This window comes from Variovorax sp. GW821-FHT06D12, assembly GCF_059419205.1.
In genome coordinates this window covers 231,595-253,891 of the sequence record NZ_JBWKRI010000001.1, presented here as the reverse complement: position 1 = coordinate 253,891, position 22,297 = coordinate 231,595, and the positions used below count along the sequence as shown (strand labels likewise).

The following is a 22,297-nucleotide window of genomic DNA, read 5'->3' as shown; positions in this document are numbered from 1 at the left end:
TGTCGGTATCAACCCATGTGGATCTGTTCGGCGTCGACCTTCACCAGCGCTTGGCTGGTGACAAAGGTGTTCCTGGCGTGCAGTCGCAGGCTTTGCGAGGCCTGCATGTCGATCTGGCCCGCGCGCACCTGCTCGACCTCTTCGGTGAGGCGAAAGCTCGAGCGCGTGAGCAGGCTCAGGCGGTCGAGCACGGTCTCCAGCGTGCGGCCCACGAAGCGGGCGACCAGCGTGGTCACGCGCACTTCGGCGCCGCGGTAGGCCATGTCGGTGATGTCGACGCTCGCCTTGTCGGCCTGAAGTGCGAACGCGGAGGCCTGCAGCGCGATGCCGCCGCGGCGCGAGCGGATCGTGAGGTCGCCGTCGGCCACGAGTTGCGACTGGCTGGGGTCGGCCTGCGTGACGACGGCGATCAGGAACAGCTGGTCGCGCTGCGGCCCGGCCACGAGCACGACATCGCCCACGGCGGGCTGCAACAGGCAGCTCGCGGCGCGCGGGCAATGCCAGGGCGCGCCGCTCGGCTGCGGCTCGACGACGAAGCGGCCGTCGGGCAGCGATTGCACGACGGTGCCGAGCGCGCTGCCGGTCCAGGCCGGTGTGGCGACCGCAGGCAGCGGCTTGCGCAGCAGCGCGTGCATCTCGGTCTCAGGCGTTGCCGGCGGCGGCGAAACAGCTTCGCGAAGGGCTCGTTGGTTCATGGCGGGGTGTCCTGTGGATCGGGCGGCAGCGGCCGGCCGAAGGTGTCGCGGCCGGCGCGTTGTGGGCGGCTCGCACGGGCGGCGGAAAAGCGCTCGGCCTCGAACAGCGCCGGGTCGCTGTCGAGCACGCCGAGGCGGTCGCTCCAGCGCGCGCCGGTCTCGATTGCCCGGTGCATCTGGGTGCGGTGGAAGGTGGCGCCGCGCAGGTCGGCATCGGCGAGGTCGGCGTAGGAGAAATCCGCGTACACGAGGTGGCTGCGGGCGAACGCGGTGCGGCGGCAGCTCGCGCGGTGGAACACGCACTGTTCGAGCCGCGCGTCCGACAGGTCGGCGTCGTCGAGCCGTGCACCGACCCACAGGCTCTGGTCGAAATGCCCGCCGCGCGCGTCCACCCGGCGCAGGTCGGCTTCGGGGAACAGGCACTGCGGCGCCTGCACGCCCGACAGCACCGCGCCTTCGAGCTTCGCGCCCTTGAAATTGCACTGGCTCAGCCGTGCGCCGGCGAAGTTGCAGCCCGTGAGGTCGGCATCGATGAACTGGCACAGATGGAACGACTGCGCCGAGAAGTCCTGCCCCGCGAGGTCGGCCTCGCCGAAGATCACGTTGTGGAAGCTCGCACCTTTGAAGCGCGTGCCGCGCAGCGCCGCGCGGTAGAAGACGGTGGTGTTCAGTGCCGTGTCGTCGAAGCGCGTGCCGTCGAGGCGGCATTCGCCGAACACCGCCTTCGTGAGGTCCGCGCGCTCGAAGTCCGCGCCGTCGAGCGTGCTCTGGTGAAAGGTGGCCTGGCCCGCCTGCGCCTCGGTCATGTCGACGCGGCTCAGGTCGGCCTCGGAGAAGACGGCGTGGGCCATCGCTGCAGACCGCAGGCGCGCGCGGGGCAGGGCGCAGCGGTGGAAGGCGGCGTGCTGCAGGTCGGCGCTGTCGAGCACCGCGTCGTCGAAGCGGCAGCTGTCGAACACCGATTCGCCCAGCCGCGCACCACGCAGGTTCGCGCGGCGGAAGTCGCAGGCGCCGAAGCTGCCGCCGCGCAGGTCCATGCCGTCGAAGTCCATGCGCTGGAAGTCCTGGTCCTGGATGTGGTCGCCGCCGCGGATCTTCGCTGCCAGCTCGGCCGGCGTCATCGGGCCGGGTCCGCGGCGCGGCGCGGGAGGGTCTTGGCCTGTTCGAGGTGCGCGCCGTGCGTGTCGGTCACGCTGTCGATCAGGGTCTGCGAGACGTCGGCGCGGAACAGGTTGGCCTCGCGCAGGTCGGTGCGCACCAGGCGGGCTTTCTGCAGGCTGGCATGCATGAGGTTGGCGCCGCGCAGCGAGGCCTGCGTGAAGTCGGCGCGGATGAAAAGGCTTTCGGGCGCATCGCAGCCGCTGAGGTCGGCGCCGGTGAGGCTGCAGGCCGACAGGTCGCAGGTGTCGAGCGTGGCACGCACGAAACGCGCGCCGTCCAGCGGCATCTCGCGCAGGCCGCATTGCACCAATGTCGCGTCTTCGAAGTCCACGGTGCGCAGGCTGCTGGTGCCAACGAAGCAGGTGGTGTGCAGGGTGGCGCCGCGAAAGACGATGCCGATGTCGCCCGGCGTGTGGGCCCAGGCGCAGGCTTCGAGCCGGGCCTCGCTGAAGTCGAGCCGCTCGGCGATGCACGAGATCAGGCCGACCTTGTGGAGCACGGCGTTGCGAAAGCTGCAGTCCTGCAGGCGGGTCTGTTCGAGGAAGGTCACGTAGGAAAGGCGTGCTGCATCGAAGCGGCAGTGGTCGACCTGCAGGCCGAGCACGGTCAAGTGCTCCAGCGAGGCCTGCGAGAAGTCGCAGTGCTCGAAGTGCGTCTGCTCGAGCGTGCTGTGGTGCAGCTGCGCGCCGGTGAACACGGTGCGGACGCAGTGGGCCAGGCTGAGGTTCGCGCGATGCAGCACGCAGCCCGCGAGCGAGGCCCGCGTGAGACGCGCTCGCACGAGCACGGCCTCGGTGGCATCCGCGCCATCGAGCCGGGCGCCTTCGAGGTTCGCGTGTTCGAGCAAGGTGCGGTGCAGGCGTGCGCCGCGCAGGTCCATGCCCGACAGGTCGGCGCCGGTGAGGTCCATCTCCGAGAGGTCGCGCGTGGTGGCCATGGCGTCCTGCACGCGCCGGCGCGCCTCGGCGGCGCGTTCGCCTTCGAGCACGTCGGCGGGCGACTGGTGCTGCGCGCCCATCCGGTACATGTCGATCAGCCCGCGCTGGCCTTTCTCGACCACCTCCGCGAAGGCCTGCTGCTGAGCGGGCGGCAGCGCGGACGTGCCCGTGGCGGCGGCGATGCCGAACATGCCCTGCAGCACGGTCTGCGCATCGAAGGCGGGCGGGCCCTTGGTCGTGGTGCGGTCGATGTTCGAGACCAACTCTGCGGAATCGAAACCGACCTGGCGCGACTCGGCTGCATTGAGCTGCCCCGCGCGTTCGAGCTCGCGCCGTCCGTCTTCGAGCGCCTGGCGCTGGTCCTGCGTGAAGCGCATGGTGCGCTCGACGAACTCCGGCAGCTCGGCCAGCGTCGGCACCTTGCGGAAGGGCTCGGGCAGCGGCCGTTCGCGCAGCAGGCGCGGATCGTGGCCGGCCTCGCGCGCCTGCTGCATCAGGTCCGCGCGCAGCCGGTCACCACGCTCGCGCATGTTGCGCACGAGCGCGGATGCTTCGCCGTCATCCAGCGTGTCGAGCCAGGGGCCGATGGCCTGCGCGGGCAGCAGCTCGTCGTCGCGGGCGGCATGCAGTGCGCCCGTCTCGGGATCGCAGCGGCGCTGGAGGAGGGCGAAGTAGTGCGCCAGCGGGCGCGGTGCATCGCCCGCGTCTTCGATGGCGGGCATCACGTGGGTCACGTCGTCGGCGTCGTCTTCCACGATGTCGATCTCGCCATGGTGGATCAGCGCCACCTGAGCGCGGTGCGGAAAGAACCACGCCGTGGTGAGGCGCATCGGCACCTCGTCGAACTGTTCTGGCTCGCGGCCGCGTCCGCTCCGCCGCGCGATGAAGGCGCGCGCACGCCAATCGGGCAGGCGCCCGCGCTGCACCGGCTGCGTGGGGTGCATGTGCCAGATCTCGTAGGGCGTGCCGCCGGGGATGTGGTCGCGCGCGGGCCAGCGTTGCTGCGGCGGTGCGGCGTTGAAGAAGCGCCAGTCCATGTCCTCCGAAAAACCGGGGAACAGGTGCTCGCGCCAGTGGCCGTCGTACTGCCGGCCGATCAGGCGCATGCGGCTGGGTCGGGTCAGGTCGATCGGGCCGAAGCCGGCCGGCTCGGTCTCGCGATCGGGCCGGTCGATGCGCTGCTGCGGGTCTTCGATGTTCGGCAGGCGCTGCACCTGCAGGCCGTTGACGGTCTCGAGCGCGTGGCCGATGCCCTGCGGGTTCTCGGCAAAGCCGGGGCCGCCGTAGGCGCGCGTGGCGTCGAGTCGCATCGATTCGAAGGGCTGCGGCGCGGTGGCGCGGCCGTCGAGCCAGAAGCGGTCGCCGAACACCAGCAGCTGGCGCGAAAGCTCACCCACGCGCATCGCGACGGCGCAGGCGGTCTTGTCGTCCTGATGGTGCGTATAAGCGTGGCCCGTGGCCAGGAACTCGGCGTGGGGTTTGGGAATGCCCAGGTCGATGGCGCCCGTGGGGCCGAGCTCTTCGGCGGCGATCTTCCAGAACTCCGGCTCGGGCAGCAGCACGGGCGCGGCGTCCATCGACACCATGCCCATCAGCGTGACACCCAGGCGCTGCTGGCGGCCTCGCAGGAAGGGGCGCGTGATGACGCTCAGCCGCAGCGGCTTGACGGTTTTCAATGGGGACTAGCTCCGTGCGGGTGCCACTTCGAGCGGCGTGCGCTGCCGGTCGACCGCCACCACGTCGGGATGCGCCGGGTCCTGGACCAGATGCAGCGTCGCGCCCGGCACCGCGAGGCGGGGCAGCAGCAGTTCGTCGACCAGCGTGCGCAGCACCACGCTCGGCACCGGGGACGACGGCGGCATCTGCAGCGTGAATTCGAGCGCCACCATGCACTGGCCGTGGCTGCCCGGGCTGGTGAGCTGGTGTTCGGAGCGCCGCACCTGCGCCACCACGCCATGCGTGGCCACGCCGGCCCCGCCCAGGCGTTCGGCGATGCGCCGCTCCTGCGTGTACTTTCGCTGTTCGCGCGTGGCCGTGACGACCACCGCGACGCCGGCCAGCAGCGCCCCGCCCATCATCACGGCGAAGACACTCCAGAGGACCTGTTCCCAGACGGGCATTGGCAATGCGATCGGTCGGCGGCTCAGACCTTGACGGTCATCGCCTTGGCGGCGAAGGCCAGGCCGCCGCTGGCGATCTTCATGCCGATGTTCGCGACCTTGAGCATCTTCCCCTCGATCTCGGTGGCCGAGTTCTGCGAGCGGAATACCGCCACGTCGAGCCGGATGCCCGAGAACTGCGAGTTGAGGATGTAGTTCTGCTGGCGCAGCCCCCACAGGTCGAGCGCCAGCCCGACTGCTGAGAAACGCGCCCCCACGCCGCCCGCGCGGTACCAGCGCCAGTCGTTGCTCTTGGCGTAGTTGTTGATGTAGGTCTTCGAGTTGTTCGTGTAGTCGTTCGTGATGTTCTTGTAGACCTTGGACGTCGTGTTGTAGACGTTGGTGTTGATCACGTGCTGCGTCGTGTTGTGGATGTGGTTCGTGGTGTTGAAGGTCACGTCCGGCGAGGTGTGGACCGTGGGGCCGGTCACCGTGGTGTTGGACGGACCGTTCACATGCACGGTGTTCGACGTGTTGATGGTGTCGTTGCGGCCCGCGCTCACGAAGCGGATTTCCTGCCCGTCGATGGTGCCGTTGAAGCCGCCGCTGATGGCGAGCGTCACGCCGCCGGAGATGGTGTCGTTCAGTCCGCCGCTGAGCGTGCGCGTCTTGCCGCCCGTGATGCGCTGCGTCACGCCGCCGCTCACGGTTTCGCTGAAGCCGCCCGTCACGTCGCGCGTGTCGCCGCCGGTGATGATTTCCGTCGCGCCCGCGGTGATGTCGCGCGTCTCGCCGTCCTGGTAGGTGGCCGACTCGTGGCCCTTGATGAGGGTGGTGCGGGTGCCGTCGGTGGTGTGGGTCTCGTCGGCTTCCACTTCCACGTCGAGGTTGCGTTCGGCGTGCAGCAGGATCTGCTCGGCGCCCGCGCGATCCTCGAAGCGCAGCATGTTGGCCTGGTTGGCCGCGCCGCCGGTGCTGGAGCGCGTGAGGATGCCGCTGGCTGTGGCGTTGGCGGGCAGCTCCCACGGCGGCATCTGGTCGCTGTTGTAGACGCGGCCGGTGATGATGGGGCGGTCGGGCTGGCCGCCGATGAAATCGACGATCACTTCCTGGCCCACGCGCGGCATGTGCATCGTGCCGTAGTTGGCGCCGGCCCAGTTGCTCGATACGCGCACCCAGCACGAGCTGTTCTCGTCCGACTGGCCGTAGCGGTCCCAGCGGAACTGCAGCTTCACGCGGCCGAAACGGTCGGTCCAGATCTCTTCGGGGCCGACCACGGTGGCGGTCTGCGGGCCGTTGGTGCGCGGGCGCGGCGTGGTGCGCGCGGGGCGGTAGGGCACGGCCGAAGGCAGGACGGTGAAGTCGAACTCGCACACCGATTCGCTGCTGCCGCCGGTCGAGTATTCGGGCTCGCGCAGGTCGTAGCGCGTTCCGGTGACGAGGTACTCGCGGTTGTCGGCCTCGCGCGGGCAGTGCGTCATCTCGAACAGGTGGCCCGGCGCCATGCCCACCACGTTGGTGTGGCCCGAGGCCAGCTCGTGCGCGCACTGCAGCTCCTGCAGGCGGATCTTCGCGTAGGCGTCGCCTTGCTGGTGCTCGCTGTAGCCGCCGAGCCATTCATAGACTTCGTAGGTCGCGTGGTCGTGGCCCTTGGGGTCCTGCTGCACGCTCTGCAGCGAGGCGCGCGACTTCCTGAAGTCGAAGTCGTCGAGCATCACGCGGCCCGAGGTGATCTGCTCGGCCACGCGCCAGCGGTCGATGCAGGGCTCCAGCGCATTCACCACGCGGTCGCGCGGGCGGTAGGGAATGCGCGCGTGGCCCGGCAGCGGGTGGTAGCCGCCCGTGTCGTCGGCCAGCACCAGCAGGTGCGAGCCGTTGCCGTGCTCGAAGTGGTAGGCGATGCCTTCGTGCTCCATGAGACGGCTCACGAAGGCAAAGTCGCTCTCCTGGTACTGCACGCAGTATTCCCACGGACGGTAGCTGCCTGTGAGGCGCTTCTCGAACTGGAAACCGTACTTGCCCAGCACCGCGTCGAGCACTTCGGGCACGCTCTGGTTCTGGAAGATGCGGCAGTCGGTGGTGCGCGTGAGGTACCACAGCCAGGGCTGCACGAGCGCGCGGTAGATGTAGTAGCGGCCGGTTTCGTTGGCGCGCCCGACCAGCTCGAAGCGCACCACCGTGCCGTTGAGGTGGCGCGTTGCGCCGTCGTCGGCAATGGCCAGCGTGAGCGAGGTGCCGAGCAGGCGCTTCAGGTCGAGGTTGAAGCTGGTGCTGACCATGTCGACCTCGAACTCGAAGAGTTGCGAGAGTCCTTCGTGTCCCCGCATCGCGCGGAACTTGAGCTGCTCGGCGCTCAGGACGGTATGGACTTGGACGGTACGCGGCATTCGACACTTCCCTGACCCCTCGGGCTTTCACGGATGCGAAGCCTCTGCAGATGGGGCCAAGCCAGTATGAAAACGCCGCGTGTCACATCCATGACGCGCCACATGCAAAAGGCCGTCGAAACGGCCTTTTGTGAAAGCGAATGCACGCCTGCGCAGCAGGAGTGACGCAAAGGTTTTACATCGACGCTTCGAGCATCGCCTTGTAGTCGTCGCGCGTGGCCAGCCGCGGGTTGGTCTTGTGGCAATGGTCGGCCATGGCGCCGTCGATGATCTGTTCGAACATCGCGGGCGTCACGCCCACTTCGGCCAGGCCCTTGGGCAGGCCCAAGCGCGCGTTCATGTCGCGGATCGCGTGGCCGAGGTCGCCGGCCGAGTCCAGGTGCATGGCCTGCGCCATGCGTTGCAGGCGCTGTTCCTTCTGCACCGACTCGGCGCCCGAGTTGAAGTGGATCACCGCCGGCAGGAAGAGGGCGTTGAGCGTGCCGTGGTGCAGGCGCGGATCGACGCCGCCCAGGCTGTGGCTCAGCGAATGCACGCAGCCCAGGCCCTTCTGGAAGGCCATGGCGCCCTGCATCGATGCGCTCATGAGGTTCAGGCGCGCCTCGCGGTCGCTGCCGTCCTTGGTGGCGCGTTCGATGTGGCCCCAGGCGCGCTCCAGGCCGTCGAGGCCGATGCCGTCGGCCGGCGGGTTGAAGGCGGCCGACATGAAGGTTTCCATGCAGTGCGCGATGGCGTCCATGCCGGTGGCGGCCGTGAGCCGCGGCGGCAGGCCGAGCGTGAGCTCGGGGTCGCAGATGGCGGCCTTGGGCATCAGGAACCAGCTGTGAAAGCCCAGCTTGCGGTGGTCGTCGACGATGACGATGGCGCCGCGCGCCACCTCGCTGCCGGTGCCGCTGGTGGTGGGCACGGCAATGAGCGGCACCGCGCGCTCGGTGATCTTGGGCGAGCCGCCTTCGATGGTGGCGTAGGTCTTGAGCGGGCCGTCGTGCGTGGCCGCGATGGCCACGCCCTTGGCGCAGTCGATGGCCGAGCCGCCGCCCACGGCGATGAGGCCGTCGCAGCGGCCGCTGCGGTACAGCTCGACGGCGGCGCGCACCGCGGCCTCGGTCGGGTTGGAGGGCGTCTGGTCGAACACCGAGACCTCGAGATCGGCGATGGCGTCGAGCGCCTTCTGCAGCACGCCGGCCGCGCGCACGCCGGCGTCGGTGACGATCAGGGGACGGTTGATGCCGATGCGCGCGCACTCGCTGGACAGGAGCTTGATGGCGCCGAATTCGAACTGGATCTGGGTGAGGTATTGGATGAGGGCCATGAGGGGGAACGCCCGAGGGCAGTACGATTGCTGACCGTTCGAATCTAACAAGAGGGGACATTCTTGCCCACCAACAAAACCCTTGCGTCTGTCGCACTGGGCTCAGCGCTGCTGGCCGCCTCGGTCCAGGCCGCCTGCCTCAGCGACACCCAGGTGGCCGACTTCGCCGCCGCGCAGGCAGCACGCACGCCCGCTGCCGACATCGAGAACCTCAGCGAAGCCGACGCCGCCTGCACGCGCGCCAAGCTCAACGTGCTGCATGCGCGCAACCTGGGCGAGGTGGTCGGCTACAAGGCGGGCCTGACCAACCCCGCGGTGCAGAAGCGCTTCAACTACGACCAGCCGGTGTGGGGCGTGCTCTACCAGCGCATGCTGCTGGACAGCGGTGCGGTGGTGGATGCGGCCTTCGGCGCGCGGCCGCTGTTCGAGGCCGACATGCTGGTGCGCGTGAAGAGCGCCGACATCCACAAGGCCAAGACACCGGCCGAGGTACTGGCCAACATCGACCAGCTCATTCCCTTCATCGAGCTGCCCGACCTCGCGGTGCAGACGCCGTCCAAGCTCAACGGCCCGGGCGTGGCGGCCATCAACGTCGGAGCGCGGCTCGGCGTGCGCGGGCTGCCGGTCGATGTGCCGGCCACGGCCGACGGCCAGTCCTGGATGCTCGAAAGCCTGCGCGACATGCGCGTGGTCATGAAGGACGGGCAGGGCAAGGAGCTGGCGGCCGGCAAGGGCTCCGACATCCTCGAACACCCGCTCAATGCGGTGGTGTGGCTGGCCGGCGCGCTGGCCAAGGAAGGCATCACGCTGAAGCCGGGCGATCTGATCAGCCTGGGCTCGTTCTCGCCGCTGCTGCCGCCCAAGGCCGGGCAGACGGTGGTGGTGAGCTACGAAGGGCTGTCGCGCATGCAACCGGTGGTGGTGTCTTTCAAGTGAGCACGACCACGACAGCGAACCGCCTCGCGCAACCCGCGCTCACCCCGAAGATGGCCGGCGTGGTCGAGCGCATGGCGCGCGCGGGCCATCCGCCGCTCGACCAGCTCACGCCCGACGAAGCCAAGGCCTCGTACGAAAAGGGCGCGGGCGTGCTCGAGGTGCCCAAGCCCGAACTGGCGCGCATCGAAGACTTCCACATCGCCGCGCGCGACGGCCACGCCATGCCCGCGCGGCTGTACGCGCCGTCGGCCGAGGTGCTGCCGGTGCTCGTGTACTTTCACGGCGGCGGCTTCACGGTCGGCAACATCCGCACGCACGACACGCTGTGCCGCGTGCTCAGCCTCAAGAGCGGCTGCGCGGTGGTGTCGGTCGACTACCGGCTCGCGCCTGCGCACAAGTTTCCGACCGCATCGAACGACGCCTGGGACGCCTTCCAGTTCATCGCCACGCAAGGTGCCAGCCTCGGTCTCGACGGCACGCGCCTGGCAGTGGGCGGCGACAGCGCGGGCGGCACGCTGGCGGCCGTGTGCGCCATCCTGGCGCGCGATGCCGGCCTGCCGGTGGCGCTGCAGCTGCTCATCTACCCCGGCATGGCCGCGCACCAGGACACCGAGTCGCACCGGCGCCATGTCGACGGCCCGCTGCTGACCAAGGCCATGATCGACTTCTTCTTCGCCCAGTACGTGAACACGCCCGCCGACCGCGACGACTGGCGTTTCGCGCCCTTGCTGGCCGACGACGTCGACGACGTGGCGCCGGCCTGGATCGGGCTGGCCGAGGCCGACCCGGTGGTGGACGAAGGCATTGCCTACGCCGACAAGCTGCGCGCCGCGGGCGTGGCGGTCGACCTGGAAATCTACCGTGGCGTGATCCACGAATTCATCAAGATGGGCCGGGCGATTCCCGAAGCGCTGCAGGCGCAGAACGACGCGGCCCGCGCACTGAAAGAGGCATTGAACCCATGAGCGAGAACAACAACACCCCGGTCCGCCGCGAGGACTTCCATTACTTCCACCGCCTGCGCGTGCGCTGGGCCGAGGTGGACATGCAGAAGATCGTCTTCAACGCGCACTACCTGATGTACTTCGACACCGCCATCGCCGACTACTGGCGTGCGATGGCGCTGCCTTACGAAGAGGCGATGCATTCGCTGGGCGGCGACCTGTACGTGCGCAAGGCGACCATCGACTTTCGCGCCTCGGCCCGCATGGACGACGTGATCGACGTGGGCATGAAGTGCGCGCGCATCGGCAACTCGTCGATCATTTTCCAGGGCGGCCTGTTCCGCCAGGACGAGTTCCTGGTGGGCTGCGAGCTCGTCTACGTGTTCGCCGACCCGGCCACGCAGACCTCGAAGCCGGTGCCCGCGGCCCTGCGCGAGACGCTGACGGCCTTCGAGGCCGGCGAGCCGATGCGCACCGTCGAGACCGGCGACTGGGCCACGCTCGGCGAAGGCGCGAGCGCGCTGCGCCGCGCCGTCTTCATCGAGGAACAGAACATTCCCAAGGAGCTGGAGTGGGATGCGCACGACGCCGTCGTGCTGCACGCGGTGGCGCGCAACCGGCTCGGCCAGGTCATCGGCACCGGCCGGCTGCTGCCCGCCGAGGACGGCGTCTCGCACATTGGCCGCATGGCGGTGCACCGCACCTTGCGCAGCGGCGGCCACGGCGCGGCCGTGGTGCAGGCGCTGGAAGACGCAGCACGTGCACGCGGCGACCGCGAAGTGGCGCTCAACGCGCAGCGCAGCGCCGAGCGCTTCTACGCGCGGCTGGGCTACGCGGTGCACGGCCAGCCTTTCGAGGAAGCCGGTATCGCGCACATCGAGATGCGGCGCGCGCTGCGCTGAGCACTCCCGATCAGTAGCGGGCCGGCGGGTCCGGCACGTAGCCGGGGTCCGAGCCCGGGAAGGGCGAGGGGCCCGACGGGCGCGGCCAGCGCTGCGGCACCGGGATGACGCCCGCGGCGACCAGGTTCTCGCGGCTGTCGTAGCGGATGCGGATCACCTCGTCGGGCTGCGAGCTGACGCGCTCGAAGGTCGTCTTGCCGACGTAGGAGGTCTCGCGCCGTCCGTGGGCCGTGCCCAGGCTCGGGCTGGGCGCCGACTGGCGGGCCATGGCGCTGGCCGACGACTCGGCGGCCATGTCGGCGTTGCCGGCGGGCGGAGCCGCCTTGGCCCGCGCATCGCCCATCGACGACGGTGCCGGCGGCGCCTCGCTGCGCCGTTCACGGCTGCTGTTGCCGCCGCTGTATTCGTCGCGCGACGGATAAGGCGTCACGACCGGCGGCGGCGGTTCCGGCCGGCGCTCGCGGAACATCGCGACGCCGATCACGCCCACGTCGTCGGGGCGGCCGGTGCGGCTCGCGTAGGAATTGCCGGCGGCGGCGAATTCGAAGGCCGCGATCTGCGAATCGCTCTTGCGCCAGCCCGCGATGTCGCTGCGCTCGCGCGGGCCGAACACATAGCCGTTCTGGCCGACGCCGGCGGTTTCGCCGGTGACGACGTTGACGCCGTCCACCGACATCACGGCCATGATGCGTTCGCCCATCGCGTTGCGCGCCCGGATCGCATAGCGCGCGCCGGGGCGGCCGGCCACCCAGTACTCGCCGCGGTGGCGGTAGATCGGCAGCTCGGCGCCGCTCGTGCGGTCGACGATGCTGATGTTCATCAGCCCGCCGATGCGGCTGGCACCGGAGGGGTACGGCCGCATCGGGCTTTCCGCCCCCGCCGACAGCGCGGTCAGGGCCAGGACGGTGGTGAGGAGAAGTCTGCGCTGCATCATGGTGGCTTCCTTGCCAGGAGTGGATCGATGCAGGCTTCTACGGCGGGGCCTCGCGAACGGGGTTAAGCGTCGCGCAAAAAAAATGGCGCTGTCGGTGAGACAGCGCCAAGCGCCCCCGGAAAGAAGGCAGGGACGCAGGGGAAATCAGATGTCTTCGAGCAGCGGATAGGGCAGCGGCTCCACCGACAGCGCCGGTCCGCCGGGCGCCCCCGCGTGCAGGCCGCCGGCCTCGAGCGCGGCGATCTGGATCGAGATGAGCGCGGACCAGCCGCCGTCGGGCGCGGGCGCGGCCTGCGCCACGGTGCCCACGGGCTGTTCGGCGTCGTTGGCCGCGAACACTTCCTGGCCCGCGGCCAGCGGGGCGTCGGTCTGCGCGAGGTAGGTGCGGCGCTTGAGCGTGCCGCGGAACTGGCTGCGCGCCACGATTTCCTGGCCGGGGTAGCAGCCCTTCTTGAAGTTCACGCCGCCCACCGACTCGTAGTTGATCATCTGCGGCACGAAGGCCTCGATCACCGACGTGGTCAGCGTGACGATGCCGCTGCGCACCTCGCTCCAGGGCCACAGCGCGGCGTCGAGCGTCGGGCCCACGGGCGCCTTCTGGTCGGCCGGCGCGATCCACAGCGCGCGCGGTACGCCGTCGGCCGGGTACAGCGACACCACGCTGATGTCTTCGCCGATGGCCGTGCGGCGTCCGGGCGGCAGGGCCGCGTCCAGGCCGTTGGCGGTCAGGGCGGTGCCGGCCACGCCGTGCAGCGCGAACTGCTCGGTGGCGTCGGTCAGCTTGACCTTGGCGCGCAGCACGTACATCGACAGGCGCTTGAGCGTGGCCGCCAGGATGTCGCGGCTGCACACCAGCAGGATGAGTTCGGGTTGCGGGCGGATGCCGATGAAGCTGGCGATCACGCGGCCCTTGGCCGTGCAAAGTGCCGCCAGGCGGGCTTCGGTGGCGCCGAGCAGAGAGAAATCCTGCGTGAGTTGGCCGTGCAGGAAGCTGGCGGCATCGGGGCCTTCGGCGCGGATCACGCCGAGGTGGGGCAGGGTGCTCACCCCGTTGAGAACGACTGTGGTCATCGCTGAATTATCATGGCCGTGCCTGTTCCTTCGGGGCGGCAGGGATTCCCCGTCGCAGCGACGGGGCCGGCCGTTCCCGCGGGTCGGTGTCCATCTGCTTGCCAGCCCTTTTTCTTCCTCCGTCTTTTCCTCGGATTCGTGCGCAGCTTCTTCCTCACGCTCTTCCTGCTCGTGGCCCTGGCCGTTCTGGCGCTCGGCGGCGCCGGTCTCTGGTGGGTGCACCAGCCGCTCAAGTTGCCGACGCCCAGCGTCGACCTGTCGGTGGAGCCCGGCACCACGCCGCGCGGCATTGCGCAGGCCGTGGCCGACACCGGTGTCGACGTGCAGCCTCAGCTGCTGTACCTGTGGTTCCGCGTCTCGGGGCAAGACCGCCAGATGCGCGCCGGCAGTTACGAACTGGAACGCGGTGTCACGCCCAAGCTGCTGCTCAACGTCCTGGTGCGCGGCGAGGAAGCCACGCGCAGCGTGGTGCTGGTCGAAGGCTGGAACATCCGCCAGGTGCGCGCCGCGCTCGCCAAGGCCGAGCAGCTCAAGCCCGAAAGCGTGGGCATGAGCGAAGACGCGCTGATGGCCGCGCTGGGCAAGCCGGGCCTGCACCCCGAAGGCCGCTTCTTCCCGGACACCTACACCTACTCGAAGGGCTCGACCGACATCGCGCTGCTGCAGCGCGCCATGCGGGCCATGGACAAGAAGCTCGAGGCCGCCTGGGCAGCGCGCGCGGCCGATCTGCCGCTCAAATCGGCCGATGAGGCGCTTATTCTGGCCAGCATTGTCGAAAAGGAGACAGGCAAGGCCAACGACCGCGCGGAGATTGCCGCCGTCTTCACCAACCGGCTGCGCATCGGCATGCCGCTGCAGACCGACCCCACCGTGATCTACGGCATGGGCACCGCCTTCGACGGCAACCTGCGCAAGCGCGACCTGCAGACCGACACGCCCTGGAACACCTACACCCGCGGCGGCCTGCCGCCCACGCCGATCGCCATGCCCGGCAAGGCCGCGCTGCTGGCGGCCGTGCAGCCGGCGCAGAGCAAGTCGCTGTACTTCGTCTCGCGCGGCGACGGCACGAGCCAGTTCAGCAGCTCGCTCGACGACCACAACCGCGCGGTCAACCGCTATCAGCGAGGCGGCGGCAGCAGCTCCCAACCCAAGGCGACCCAATGAGTTCGATCAGCAATGGCGGTCTGTTTCTGACGCTGGAAGGCATCGACGGCGCGGGCAAGTCGAGCCACCTCGACGCGCTGGAAGCCCGCTTCAAGGCGCAGGGCCGCACCGTGGTGCGCACGCGCGAACCCGGCGGCACGCCGCTGGCCGAGACGCTGCGCGGGCTGGTGCTCAAGCAGCCGATGAACCCGCTGACCGAATCGCTGCTGGTGTTCGCGGCGCGTTGCGACCACATCGCCCAGGTCATCGAGCCGGCGCTGGCGCGCGGCGAGGTCGTGCTGTGCGACCGTTTCACCGACGCCACCTTCGCCTACCAGGGCGCGGGACGCGGCTTCGACACCGCCGTGCTGGCTACCCTCGAACAGTGGGTGCAGGCGGGCCGGGCCGGTGTGCCGGCGTCGCAACTGCTGCAGCCCCAAGTGACCGTGTGGTTCGACCTCGCCCCCGAGATCGCCGCCCAGCGCCTGGCCGGTGCGCGCGTGCCCGACAAGTTCGAGGCCCAGCCCGTCGAGTTCTTCCGTCGCGTGGCGCAGGGCTATGCCGCCCGCGCCGCCGCCGATGCCTCGCGCTTCGTGCGCATCGACGCGAGCCAGGCGCGCGACCAGGTCTGGCAGCAGATCGACACCGCGCTGGTGGCGCGTGGCGTGCTGTCGCCGGTGCAGGGAGCCGCGCGATGAGCGAGCCGGTGAACACACTGACCCCGTGGCTGCGCCAGCCCCTGGCCGAACTGCTGCGCCAGCGCGGCCATGCCTGGCTGCTGCAAGGCCCGTCGGGCATCGGCCAGTACGAACTCGCGCTGGCGCTCGCCGCCGCCTGGCTGTGCGAACAGCCGGTGGAGGAGGGCGGTGCCGCCTGCGGCCACTGCGCGAGCTGCCACGCCATCGAGGTCCGCACCCACGCCGACTTGTGCGTGCTGATGCCCGAAGTCGCGATGCAGGAACTGGGCTGGCCGCTCGACGAAAAGGCGCAGTCCGACATCGACGACAAGAAACGCAAGGCCAGCCGCGAGATCCGCGTCGAAGCCATGCGCGACGCCGTCGGCTTTGCCCAGCGCACCAGCGCGCGCGGCCGCGGCAAGGTCGTGCTCGTGTATCCGGCCGAGCGCATGAACACCATCACCGCCAACGCGCTGCTCAAGACGCTCGAGGAACCCGTCGGCGACGTGCGCTTCGTGCTCGCGAGCGAGGCCGCGTGGCAGCTGCTGCCGACCATCCGCAGCCGCTGCCTGGGCTTCACGCTGCCCTGGCCCGAAACCGCCGAGGCCGAGGCCTGGCTGGCGGCACAAGACGTGCCCGTCGCCGATGCCGCGCAACTGCTGCGTGCCGCGGGCGGACGGCCCAGCGATGCGCTGCGGCTGGCGCGCTCGGGCCAGTCGCCCAAGGCGTGGTCGCTGCTGCCCAAGGCCGTGTCGCGCGGCGACGTGGGCGCGCTGGCCGACCAGGCGCCGGCCCAGGCCGTCGTCTCGCTGCAAAAGCTCTGCCACGACCTGATGGCCGTGGGCCACGGCGCCGAACCCCGATTCTTTGATGCGGCCGACCTGCCGCCGGCCCCGCACAAGCTGGCGCTGGCGCGCTGGTCCAAGTCGCTCGCCGCCGCCGCGCGGACCGCCGAGCACCCGTTCAACGCCGGCCTCATGCTCGAAGCGCTTGTGAGCGAGGCGCGAAGCACCCTAAACTCTGCCGCTCGCCGCCCATGAACCAACCTGTCGCTCCCGCCGCTGCCGCTTTGTCTGCCACGCCCGCCCGGCCGAGCGTCATCCAGCTCGCCATCAAGGAAAAGGGCGCGCTCTACGCGGCCTACATCCCGCTGTTTGCCGAGGGCGGCATCTTCATTCCGACCACGCGCGAATACCGGCTGGGCGACGACGTCTACGTGCTGCTCACGCTGCCCGAAGACCCGCAGCGCTATCCAGTCGCCGGCAAGGTCGCCTGGATCACGCCGGCCCGCGCCGCCGGCAACCGGGCGCCGGGCGTCGGCGTGCGCTTTCCCTCGGACGAGAAGTCGCGCCAGCTGAAGGCGCGCATCGAAGCCGCGCTCGGTGGCTCCATGGCCTCCGACCGCCCGACCCAGACCATCTGAGTTCTTTCTCCGCCGCCGTCCCCGTGACGCGGAACTCCGGACACGGCGCGATCTCCCACAGGCGCGCCGCACTTCATCCTTTCCGATGTTCACCGACTCCCACTGCCACCTGACTTTTCCCGAATTCGCGGACCAGATGCCCCAGATCCGCGCCGCCATGGCCGCCGCCAAGGTCGACCGGGCGCTGTGCATCTGCACCAAGCTCGAGGAATTCGACGACGTGCAGGCCCTGGCCGCCAGCTACGACAACTTCTGGGCCAGCGTGGGCGTGCACCCCGACAACGAGGACATCGCCGAGCCCACCGTGGAAGACCTGGTGCGCCTGTCGGCGCGCCCGCGTGTCGTGGCCATCGGCGAGACGGGCCTCGACTACTACCAGATGGAAGAACGCAAGGGCGGGCGCAGCATCGCCGACATGGAGTGGCAGCGCGACCGCTTCCGCGTGCACATCCGCGCCGCGCAGCAGACCCGCAAGCCGCTCATCATCCACACGCGTGACGCCTCGGCCGACACGCTGGCCATCCTCAAGGAGGAGGGCGAAGACGGCACGGGCAGGGCGGCCGGCGGCGTGTTCCATTGCTTCACCGAAACCGCCGAGGTGGCGCGCGCCGCACTCGACCTGGGTTTCTATATTTCCTTTTCGGGCATCCTGACCTTCAAGAAAGCCCAGGACCTGCGCGATGTGGCGGCTTTCGTGCCGCTGGACCGCATGCTGATCGAGACCGACAGCCCCTACCTGGCGCCCGTGCCGTATCGCGGCAAGACCAACAACCCGTCGTACGTGCCCTTCGTGGCACAGCAGATCGCCGAACTGCGACAAATGCCCGTAGAGGACATCGCCAAGGCGACAAGCGACAACTTCGAAACATTGTTCAGGGAAGTCAAATCATGAAAAATTACTTTAAGAAGTCGATATATCTTGTTGTCATGGCTGTATCTTTTGCAGCGCACGCTGGTTCGTTCGAAGACTTTTTCCGCGCCGTGCGCGGCGACAACGCCAGCGGTGTGCGCACCCTGCTGAACCGCGGTTTCGACCCGAACACGCGCGACGAACACGGCCAGACCGGCTTGATGCTCGCGCTGCGCGAGCCGTCGCCGAAGGTCATCCAGGTGCTCATGGAGTCGCCGCAGCTCAACGTCGACCTGGCCAACGCCAAGGACGAAACGCCGCTGATGCTGGCGTCGATCAAGGGCCAGCAGGACCTGGTGGTGCAACTGCTCAAGCGCGACGCTGCCGTCAACAAGACCGGCTGGGCACCGCTGCATTACGCGGCCAGCAGCGGGCAACTGTCGATCATGAAGCTGCTGCTCGAGAACCACGCCTTCATCGACGCTCAGTCGCCCAACGGCACCACGCCGCTGATGATGGCCGCGATGTACGGATCGAACGACGCCGTGAAGCTGCTGCTGGCCGAAGGCGCAGACACGGCGATGAAGAACCAGCTTGGCATGACTGCGGTCGACTTTGCAGTGAAGGCCAATCGGGCGGAGTCTGCGGAACTGATCAAGGCAGCTGGGGATGCGAAGGCGAATGCGGTGAAGGCGGTGCCGAAGGATGGGAAGTGGTGAGTGCCCGCAGGCCTCAGCAATCCTGACGCAGCAGAGGGTGAACACGGTCGCCCAGGTATCTGGACAGCCATATGCAGTGCTCTTGAAGGCTTTCCACTGGAATATCGTTGCCCAGCCATAGGGACTTCTCATCCTGTCCTGGCAAGCGCGTGACCACGCTGAGATAACCCGCAGTGGCGTAGCTGGTGAGCGCCGTGGGGGTCACTGCGCGAATGGACTCAAACGGGACCACGGTGGTGCACAGCTTTCGCAGTGGCGCCGTCTCGACATAACTGAGCTGCCTGGTTTCCGAATCGAAGCTGAAGGCGATGACCGTTTTTCGCGAAGTCGCGACCAGCAGCATGAGACCCGTGAGGCCGCTCGTCCCGAACAGCGGGATCCAGATCGCCGGATCAACGAACACGCCGGATGAAAACGGGTTCGCGCCGCTCGCGAGCGAGGCAAGGCTCGCCAGACCAAGCCCGAGAAGATAGACGGGTGCGGCCATGGCGAGTACTGCCAGAGAGGCAGCGGTTGCCAACAGCAAGGAAGAACAAGCGGTCGATCCTTCCGTGCTCGATCGCCAGCAGAAGCAGCGGCTCATTTCCTCCTGGCCGGCAAGGACGTTCGATGTCACTTGTGGGCGTTCCTTTCTTGACGGGTTGGGCTTGCGGGATGCTTGCCTGGGTTTCCTGAGTCCCGTCAACTTTACGGTAGCCCATTCATATTGAACACAATGTGCATTATGTAAAATTAATTGTGTGGATGCGGACCGTTTGCCGCTATGAACCAGAGAGCCTTGGCAGTCCTCGACCCGAGCCAAATGCCCTTCCGGCCTTCGCACTTCGCCCAGCCCTTCATTTCAGACCTGGGCGAAGTGGCCCCGAGTCGAATCAGCTCAGCGTGCTCCCATCCGGCAGCTTCGCAATCACCTTGATCTCGAACTGGAAGCCATAGAGCCACGTCACGCCGATCCCGGTCAGCGTCGGGTGCGGCGCTTCGCCCCAGTACTCAGGCACCAGCTTCCAGATCGTTTCGAAGTTCGATTCCGGGTCGACGATGAAGACCGTCACGTCGACCACGTCGTCGAAGGTGCAGCCCGCGGCTTTCAGGATGGCGTTCAGGTTGTCGAACGCGCGCCGCACCTGCGCCTCCAGTTCAGGTTCCGGCGAGCCGTCTTCGCGGCTGCCGACCTGCCCCGACACGAACAGGAAGCCGTTGGCGCGAACGGCCGGCGAATAGCGGTTGCGTTCGTAGAGCGCCTGGCGCCCGGGTGGAAAAACGACGTCACGTGAGGCCATGGGATGCTTTCTTTCTGCGGTGAGTGAGGACGATGCAGGGACTTTAGGAAGCCCCGCGCCATCGATAAACGGGCAAAGCCAACAATCACTGTTTGCAGATCCCAAACAATCGCCGCGCAGGAGCCCTCCCATGGATCGTTTCGATGCAATGCAGGCCTTCACCCGCGTGGTGGAAGCCGGCAGCTTCACCAAGGCCGCCGACACGCTGCACATGAGCAAGACCAGCGTGACCCAGCTCGTGCAGCAGTTGGAGGCGCGGCTGCGCGTGAAGCTGCTCAATCGCACGACGCGCAAGGTGAACGTCACGGCCGATGGCGCGGCGTACTACGAGCGTGCGGTGCGGCTGCTGGCCGACCTGGACGACGCCGAAACCAGCCTGTCGGGCGCCGCCGCCCTGCCCCGCGGCCGCCTGCGGGTGGACGTTCCCAGCCCGCTGGCCCGCATGATCCTGGTGCCCGCGCTGCCGGCCTTTCATGCGCGCTACCCCGACATTCAGCTCGACATGGGCGTGAGCGACCGCATTGTCGATGTGATCGGCGAGAACGTCGATTGCGTGGTGCGCGGCGGCGAGCTCACCGACCCCTCGCTCATGGCCCGCCGCGTGGGCGACCTGCAGCTCGGGGTTTATGCGGCGCCGAGTTACCTCGAGCTGGCCGGCGCGCCAACACATCCGCGCGAGCTGGAAGACACGCACCACCGTATCGTCGGCTTCCTGTGGTCGCGCCACGGCAAGACCTTTCCGTACGCCATGCGCCGCGGCGACGAGCGCGTCGACGTGCAGGGCCGCTACGTGCTCTCGGTCGACGACGGCAACGCCTACCTCGCCGCGGGGCTGGCGGGCCTGGGCATCCTCTGGCTGCCGGACTACATGGCCGCGCCGCACCGGGCGCGCGGCGAACTGGTGCCGTTGTTCGAAGACTGGCAGCTCGATCCGATGCCGCTGTACGTGGCGTTCGCGCCGAACCGGCATGTGAGCGCCAAGCTGCGCGCGTTCATCGAGTGGGTCGCCGGGCTGATGGCGCAGCATGCGCCGGTCGTCGGTCGTCCGGGCCCGTCGGGTTCAGGTTGACGCAGCCTCTGCTTCCTGCAGCGCGCGCCACATCACCTTGCCGCTGCCGCTCTTGGGCAGCGCGTCGACGAACTGCACCACGCGCGGCGCCTTGTGCGCCGCCATGTTCGCGGCGCACCAGTCGATGATGTCCTGCGCGCTCACCGGCGCTTGCGCAGGCTTGAGCACCACCAGCGCCTTGACCGATTCGCCGCGGTAGGTGTCCCGGGTCGCGATCACGCAGGCCTCCTGGATGGCCGGGTGGCGGAACATCAGTGCCTCCACCTCGGCCGGCCAGACCTTGAAGCCGCTCGCGTTGATCATCCGCTTGAGCCGGTCGGTGACGAAGAAGTAGCCCTCCCCGTCCACATGCCCCATGTCGCCGGAGCGGAAGAACCGCTTGCCGTCGATCTCGACGAAAGCAGCCTCGGTGTCCGCCGGGCGCTTCCAGTAGCCCGCGAAGACCTGCGGCCCGTGGATCACGATCTCGCCCTGCGATCCCGGCGCAACCTCGCGGCCCGTGTCGGGGTCGATCACGCGCGCGTCGGTGCTCATGAACGGGATGCCCAGGCACTGCAGCTTGGGCGCATCGGGCGGGTTGTAGTGTGAGGGCGCGGCGGTCTCGGTGAGGCCATAGGCCTCGACGTAGCGCAGGCCGTACTGCTCGAACAGCCGCTGCGCCACCGCCTGCGGCATTGCCGCCCCGCCCCCACCGATGGCGACCAGGCTCGACAAGTCGAAGCGCGCCACGTTCGGGCTGGCCAAGAGGTCGATGACCATGGTCGGGATGTTGGCCCAGTGCGTGACCTGGTGCGTGGCGATCAGCCGGCCCGCCAGCTCGCGGTCCCAGCGCGGCATCAGCACAGCCGTGGCGCCCACCTGCATCGCCGCATGCATGACACCGACCATGCCGGTGATGTGGAACATCGGCACGGCCACGAGGTGGATGCTTTGTGGCGTCACGTTGCCCCAGGCGTTGATGGCCATTGCGTTGTGCATCGCGTTCGCGTGGCTGAGCATGCAGCCCTTGGGCAGGCCGGTCGTGCCGCTGGTGTAGGGCAACAGGGCCAGTGCGTCCGCATCGGCGCTGGCCACGGGCGGTGCTTGTTCGCAGGCCAGGCAGTCGGACCACGCATGCACCGCGCCACCGGCCAGCGTCGGCAGTTCGCGCCGCGGCAGCAGCCACGGCGCCCAGGCTGCCGGCATGTCCTGTTCTGACAGCGCGGCCGGGTCGAAGGCATCGGTGAACTGCGTCACGACGAGGTGGCGCAGCTGCTGCGCCTGCGGCAAGGCATCGCTGGCTTTCGCGAGCTCGACCGCGAGGTCCGCCGTCGCGATCGCCACCTGCGCATCGGGGTCCACGATGAAGTGCTTCAGCTCCTCGGCGCGGTTCATCGGGTTGACCGGTACCACCACGGCATCGGCGCGCAGGATCGCGAAATGCGCGATCACCAGCTGCGGGCAGTTCTGCATCGCCAGCAGCACGCGGTCGCCGGGGCGCACGCCCAGCGCATGCAGGCCGGCCGACAGGCGCTCGACGGCGGCCCACAGCTGCGCATAGCTCAGCGTGCGGCCCATGAAGATGAGCGCCGCCTTGTCGGGAAAGCGGCGGGCATTGACCGCGAGGTTGTCCCACAGCGGCGTGCGTGCCGCGTGCAAGGCGCGCGGCAGGCGCCGGGGCCAGAACGTGTGATGCGGGCGGGTGTGCATGGCGTGCTCCTGGTGGGTGGTAACGGGTCGTTGGGCGTGGCTGCGCCCTGCCCGCTTCCGACAAGCCG

The 22,297-nt window shown here is 68.8% G+C and carries 21 protein-coding genes; 10 read left to right on the top strand and 11 right to left on the bottom strand.

The window, feature by feature from the left end:
• Window positions 1-8: 8 nt before the first annotated feature.
• From AC07SQ_RS01165 to gbd, 6 genes are all read right to left on the bottom strand, one after another.
• Window positions 9-695, bottom strand: a complete 687-nt coding sequence (locus AC07SQ_RS01165; RefSeq protein WP_495271299.1) for a DUF3540 domain-containing protein — start codon at window positions 693-695, stop codon at window positions 9-11.
• Window positions 692-1,816 carry a pentapeptide repeat-containing protein gene (locus tag AC07SQ_RS01160; RefSeq protein WP_495271300.1) on the bottom strand — a complete coding sequence of 375 codons (1,125 nt, stop codon included), beginning with the start codon at window positions 1,814-1,816 and terminating at the stop codon, window positions 692-694. Before AC07SQ_RS01160 ends, AC07SQ_RS01165 begins: the two co-directional genes overlap by 4 nt.
• Window positions 1,813-4,470 carry a DUF2169 family type VI secretion system accessory protein gene (locus AC07SQ_RS01155; RefSeq protein ID WP_495271301.1) on the bottom strand — a complete coding sequence of 886 codons (2,658 nt, stop codon included), beginning with the start codon at window positions 4,468-4,470 and terminating at the stop codon, window positions 1,813-1,815. Before AC07SQ_RS01155 ends, AC07SQ_RS01160 begins: the two co-directional genes overlap by 4 nt.
• 6 nt (window positions 4,471-4,476) lie before the next feature.
• Window positions 4,477-4,914, bottom strand: coding sequence for a hypothetical protein (locus AC07SQ_RS01150; protein WP_495271302.1), 438 nt, complete (start codon window positions 4,912-4,914; stop codon window positions 4,477-4,479).
• Between the two features lie 23 nt (window positions 4,915-4,937).
• Complete coding sequence (locus AC07SQ_RS01145; protein WP_495271303.1) at window positions 4,938-7,280, bottom strand: type VI secretion system Vgr family protein; 2,343 nt, start codon at window positions 7,278-7,280, stop codon at window positions 4,938-4,940.
• A 175-nt stretch (window positions 7,281-7,455) separates the two neighbouring features.
• Entirely contained in the window at window positions 7,456-8,592 is a 1,137-nt protein-coding gene (gbd, locus tag AC07SQ_RS01140) for a 4-hydroxybutyrate dehydrogenase (RefSeq protein WP_095947634.1), read from the bottom strand.
• A gap of 63 nt (window positions 8,593-8,655) precedes the next feature.
• On the opposite strand from gbd, the gene AC07SQ_RS01135 reads away from it, so the two are divergent.
• From AC07SQ_RS01135 to AC07SQ_RS01125, 3 genes are read left to right on the top strand one after another with little or no spacing between them, the layout of a single operon-like run.
• Entirely contained in the window at window positions 8,656-9,528 is an 873-nt protein-coding gene (locus tag AC07SQ_RS01135; RefSeq protein ID WP_495271304.1) for a 2-keto-4-pentenoate hydratase, read from the top strand.
• Window positions 9,529-9,578: 50 nt separating this feature from the next.
• Window positions 9,579-10,493, top strand: a complete 915-nt coding sequence (locus AC07SQ_RS01130) for an alpha/beta hydrolase (RefSeq protein ID WP_492685712.1) — start codon at window positions 9,579-9,581, stop codon at window positions 10,491-10,493.
• Window positions 10,490-11,374: a YbgC/FadM family acyl-CoA thioesterase gene (locus AC07SQ_RS01125; protein WP_095745275.1), complete on the top strand. Its 885-nt coding sequence runs from the start codon at window positions 10,490-10,492 to the stop codon at window positions 11,372-11,374. Before AC07SQ_RS01130 ends, AC07SQ_RS01125 begins: the two co-directional genes overlap by 4 nt.
• 10 nt (window positions 11,375-11,384) lie before the next feature.
• Here AC07SQ_RS01125 and AC07SQ_RS01120 read toward each other — a convergent pair whose 3' ends face one another.
• Window positions 11,385-12,305, bottom strand: coding sequence for a hypothetical protein (locus AC07SQ_RS01120; RefSeq protein ID WP_495271305.1), 921 nt, complete (start codon window positions 12,303-12,305; stop codon window positions 11,385-11,387).
• 147 nt (window positions 12,306-12,452) lie between these two features.
• Window positions 12,453-13,379 carry a CAF17-like 4Fe-4S cluster assembly/insertion protein YgfZ gene (gene ygfZ / locus AC07SQ_RS01115; protein ID WP_495271306.1) on the bottom strand — a complete coding sequence of 309 codons (927 nt, stop codon included), beginning with the start codon at window positions 13,377-13,379 and terminating at the stop codon, window positions 12,453-12,455.
• Window positions 13,380-13,517: 138 nt separating this feature from the next.
• On the opposite strand from ygfZ, the gene mltG reads away from it, so the two are divergent.
• The 6 genes from mltG to AC07SQ_RS01085 all read left to right on the top strand — a co-directional run bounded on the left by mltG (window position 13,518) and on the right by AC07SQ_RS01085 (window position 18,191).
• Complete coding sequence (gene mltG, locus AC07SQ_RS01110; RefSeq protein WP_062472898.1) at window positions 13,518-14,543, top strand: endolytic transglycosylase MltG; 1,026 nt, start codon at window positions 13,518-13,520, stop codon at window positions 14,541-14,543.
• A 5-nt stretch (window positions 14,544-14,548) separates the two neighbouring features.
• Window positions 14,549-15,220 carry a dTMP kinase gene (gene tmk / locus AC07SQ_RS01105; RefSeq protein WP_495271614.1) on the top strand — a complete coding sequence of 224 codons (672 nt, stop codon included), beginning with the start codon at window positions 14,549-14,551 and terminating at the stop codon, window positions 15,218-15,220.
• Window positions 15,217-16,239: a DNA polymerase III delta subunit-related protein gene (locus AC07SQ_RS01100; protein ID WP_062472896.1), complete on the top strand. Its 1,023-nt coding sequence runs from the start codon at window positions 15,217-15,219 to the stop codon at window positions 16,237-16,239. Before tmk ends, AC07SQ_RS01100 begins: the two co-directional genes overlap by 4 nt.
• Window positions 16,236-16,622: a PilZ domain-containing protein gene (locus tag AC07SQ_RS01095; protein WP_307638204.1), complete on the top strand. Its 387-nt coding sequence runs from the start codon at window positions 16,236-16,238 to the stop codon at window positions 16,620-16,622. Before AC07SQ_RS01100 ends, AC07SQ_RS01095 begins: the two co-directional genes overlap by 4 nt.
• An 85-nt stretch (window positions 16,623-16,707) precedes the next feature.
• Window positions 16,708-17,514, top strand: coding sequence for a TatD family hydrolase (locus AC07SQ_RS01090; protein WP_492677123.1), 807 nt, complete (start codon window positions 16,708-16,710; stop codon window positions 17,512-17,514).
• A complete protein-coding gene (locus AC07SQ_RS01085; RefSeq protein WP_495271307.1) occupies window positions 17,511-18,191 on the top strand; it encodes an ankyrin repeat domain-containing protein in 681 nt (226 codons plus the stop codon). The genes AC07SQ_RS01090 and AC07SQ_RS01085 overlap by 4 nt, the downstream gene beginning before the upstream one ends.
• Window positions 18,192-18,204: 13 nt before the next feature.
• Here AC07SQ_RS01085 and AC07SQ_RS01080 read toward each other — a convergent pair whose 3' ends face one another.
• Both AC07SQ_RS01080 and AC07SQ_RS01075 read right to left on the bottom strand, forming a co-directional pair.
• Window positions 18,205-18,807 (bottom strand): hypothetical protein, encoded by a 603-nt coding sequence (locus tag AC07SQ_RS01080; RefSeq protein ID WP_495271308.1) that lies wholly within the window; start codon window positions 18,805-18,807, stop codon window positions 18,205-18,207.
• 256 nt (window positions 18,808-19,063) lie between these two features.
• A complete protein-coding gene (locus AC07SQ_RS01075) occupies window positions 19,064-19,471 on the bottom strand; it encodes a RidA family protein (RefSeq protein ID WP_159271841.1) in 408 nt (135 codons plus the stop codon).
• A 130-nt stretch (window positions 19,472-19,601) separates the two neighbouring features.
• On the opposite strand from AC07SQ_RS01075, the gene AC07SQ_RS01070 reads away from it, so the two are divergent.
• Window positions 19,602-20,540: a LysR family transcriptional regulator gene (locus tag AC07SQ_RS01070; RefSeq protein ID WP_495271309.1), complete on the top strand. Its 939-nt coding sequence runs from the start codon at window positions 19,602-19,604 to the stop codon at window positions 20,538-20,540.
• Here AC07SQ_RS01070 and AC07SQ_RS01065 read toward each other — a convergent pair.
• Window positions 20,532-22,229 (bottom strand): long-chain fatty acid--CoA ligase, encoded by a 1,698-nt coding sequence (locus AC07SQ_RS01065; protein ID WP_495271310.1) that lies wholly within the window; start codon window positions 22,227-22,229, stop codon window positions 20,532-20,534. The two genes, AC07SQ_RS01070 and AC07SQ_RS01065, sit on opposite strands and share 9 nt — an antisense overlap.
• Window positions 22,230-22,297 lie beyond the last annotated feature (68 nt).

Bases quoted from the DNA above. Each gene is read 5' to 3' on its own strand.
- AC07SQ_RS01165 (WP_495271299.1), bottom strand. From the start codon at position 695: ATGAACCAACGAGCCCTTCGCGAAGCTGTTTCGCCGCCGCCGGCAACG.
- AC07SQ_RS01160 (WP_495271300.1), bottom strand. From the start codon at position 1,816: ATGACGCCGGCCGAGCTGGCAGCGAAGATCCGCGGCGGCGACCACATC.
- AC07SQ_RS01150 (WP_495271302.1), bottom strand. From the start codon at position 4,914: ATGCCCGTCTGGGAACAGGTCCTCTGGAGTGTCTTCGCCGTGATGATG.
- AC07SQ_RS01145 (WP_495271303.1), bottom strand. From the start codon at position 7,280: ATGCCGCGTACCGTCCAAGTCCATACCGTCCTGAGCGCCGAGCAGCTC.
- gbd (WP_095947634.1), bottom strand. From the start codon at position 8,592: ATGGCCCTCATCCAATACCTCACCCAGATCCAGTTCGAATTCGGCGCC.
- AC07SQ_RS01130 (WP_492685712.1), top strand. From the start codon at position 9,579: ATGGCCGGCGTGGTCGAGCGCATGGCGCGCGCGGGCCATCCGCCGCTC.
- AC07SQ_RS01125 (WP_095745275.1), top strand. From the start codon at position 10,490: ATGAGCGAGAACAACAACACCCCGGTCCGCCGCGAGGACTTCCATTAC.
- AC07SQ_RS01120 (WP_495271305.1), bottom strand. From the start codon at position 12,305: ATGCAGCGCAGACTTCTCCTCACCACCGTCCTGGCCCTGACCGCGCTG.
- ygfZ (WP_495271306.1), bottom strand. From the start codon at position 13,379: ATGACCACAGTCGTTCTCAACGGGGTGAGCACCCTGCCCCACCTCGGC.
- AC07SQ_RS01100 (WP_062472896.1), top strand. From the start codon at position 15,217: ATGAGCGAGCCGGTGAACACACTGACCCCGTGGCTGCGCCAGCCCCTG.
- AC07SQ_RS01095 (WP_307638204.1), top strand. From the start codon at position 16,236: ATGAACCAACCTGTCGCTCCCGCCGCTGCCGCTTTGTCTGCCACGCCC.
- AC07SQ_RS01090 (WP_492677123.1), top strand. From the start codon at position 16,708: ATGTTCACCGACTCCCACTGCCACCTGACTTTTCCCGAATTCGCGGAC.
- AC07SQ_RS01085 (WP_495271307.1), top strand. From the start codon at position 17,511: ATGAAAAATTACTTTAAGAAGTCGATATATCTTGTTGTCATGGCTGTA.
- AC07SQ_RS01075 (WP_159271841.1), bottom strand. From the start codon at position 19,471: ATGGCCTCACGTGACGTCGTTTTTCCACCCGGGCGCCAGGCGCTCTAC.
- AC07SQ_RS01070 (WP_495271309.1), top strand. From the start codon at position 19,602: ATGGATCGTTTCGATGCAATGCAGGCCTTCACCCGCGTGGTGGAAGCC.
- AC07SQ_RS01065 (WP_495271310.1), bottom strand. From the start codon at position 22,229: ATGCACACCCGCCCGCATCACACGTTCTGGCCCCGGCGCCTGCCGCGC.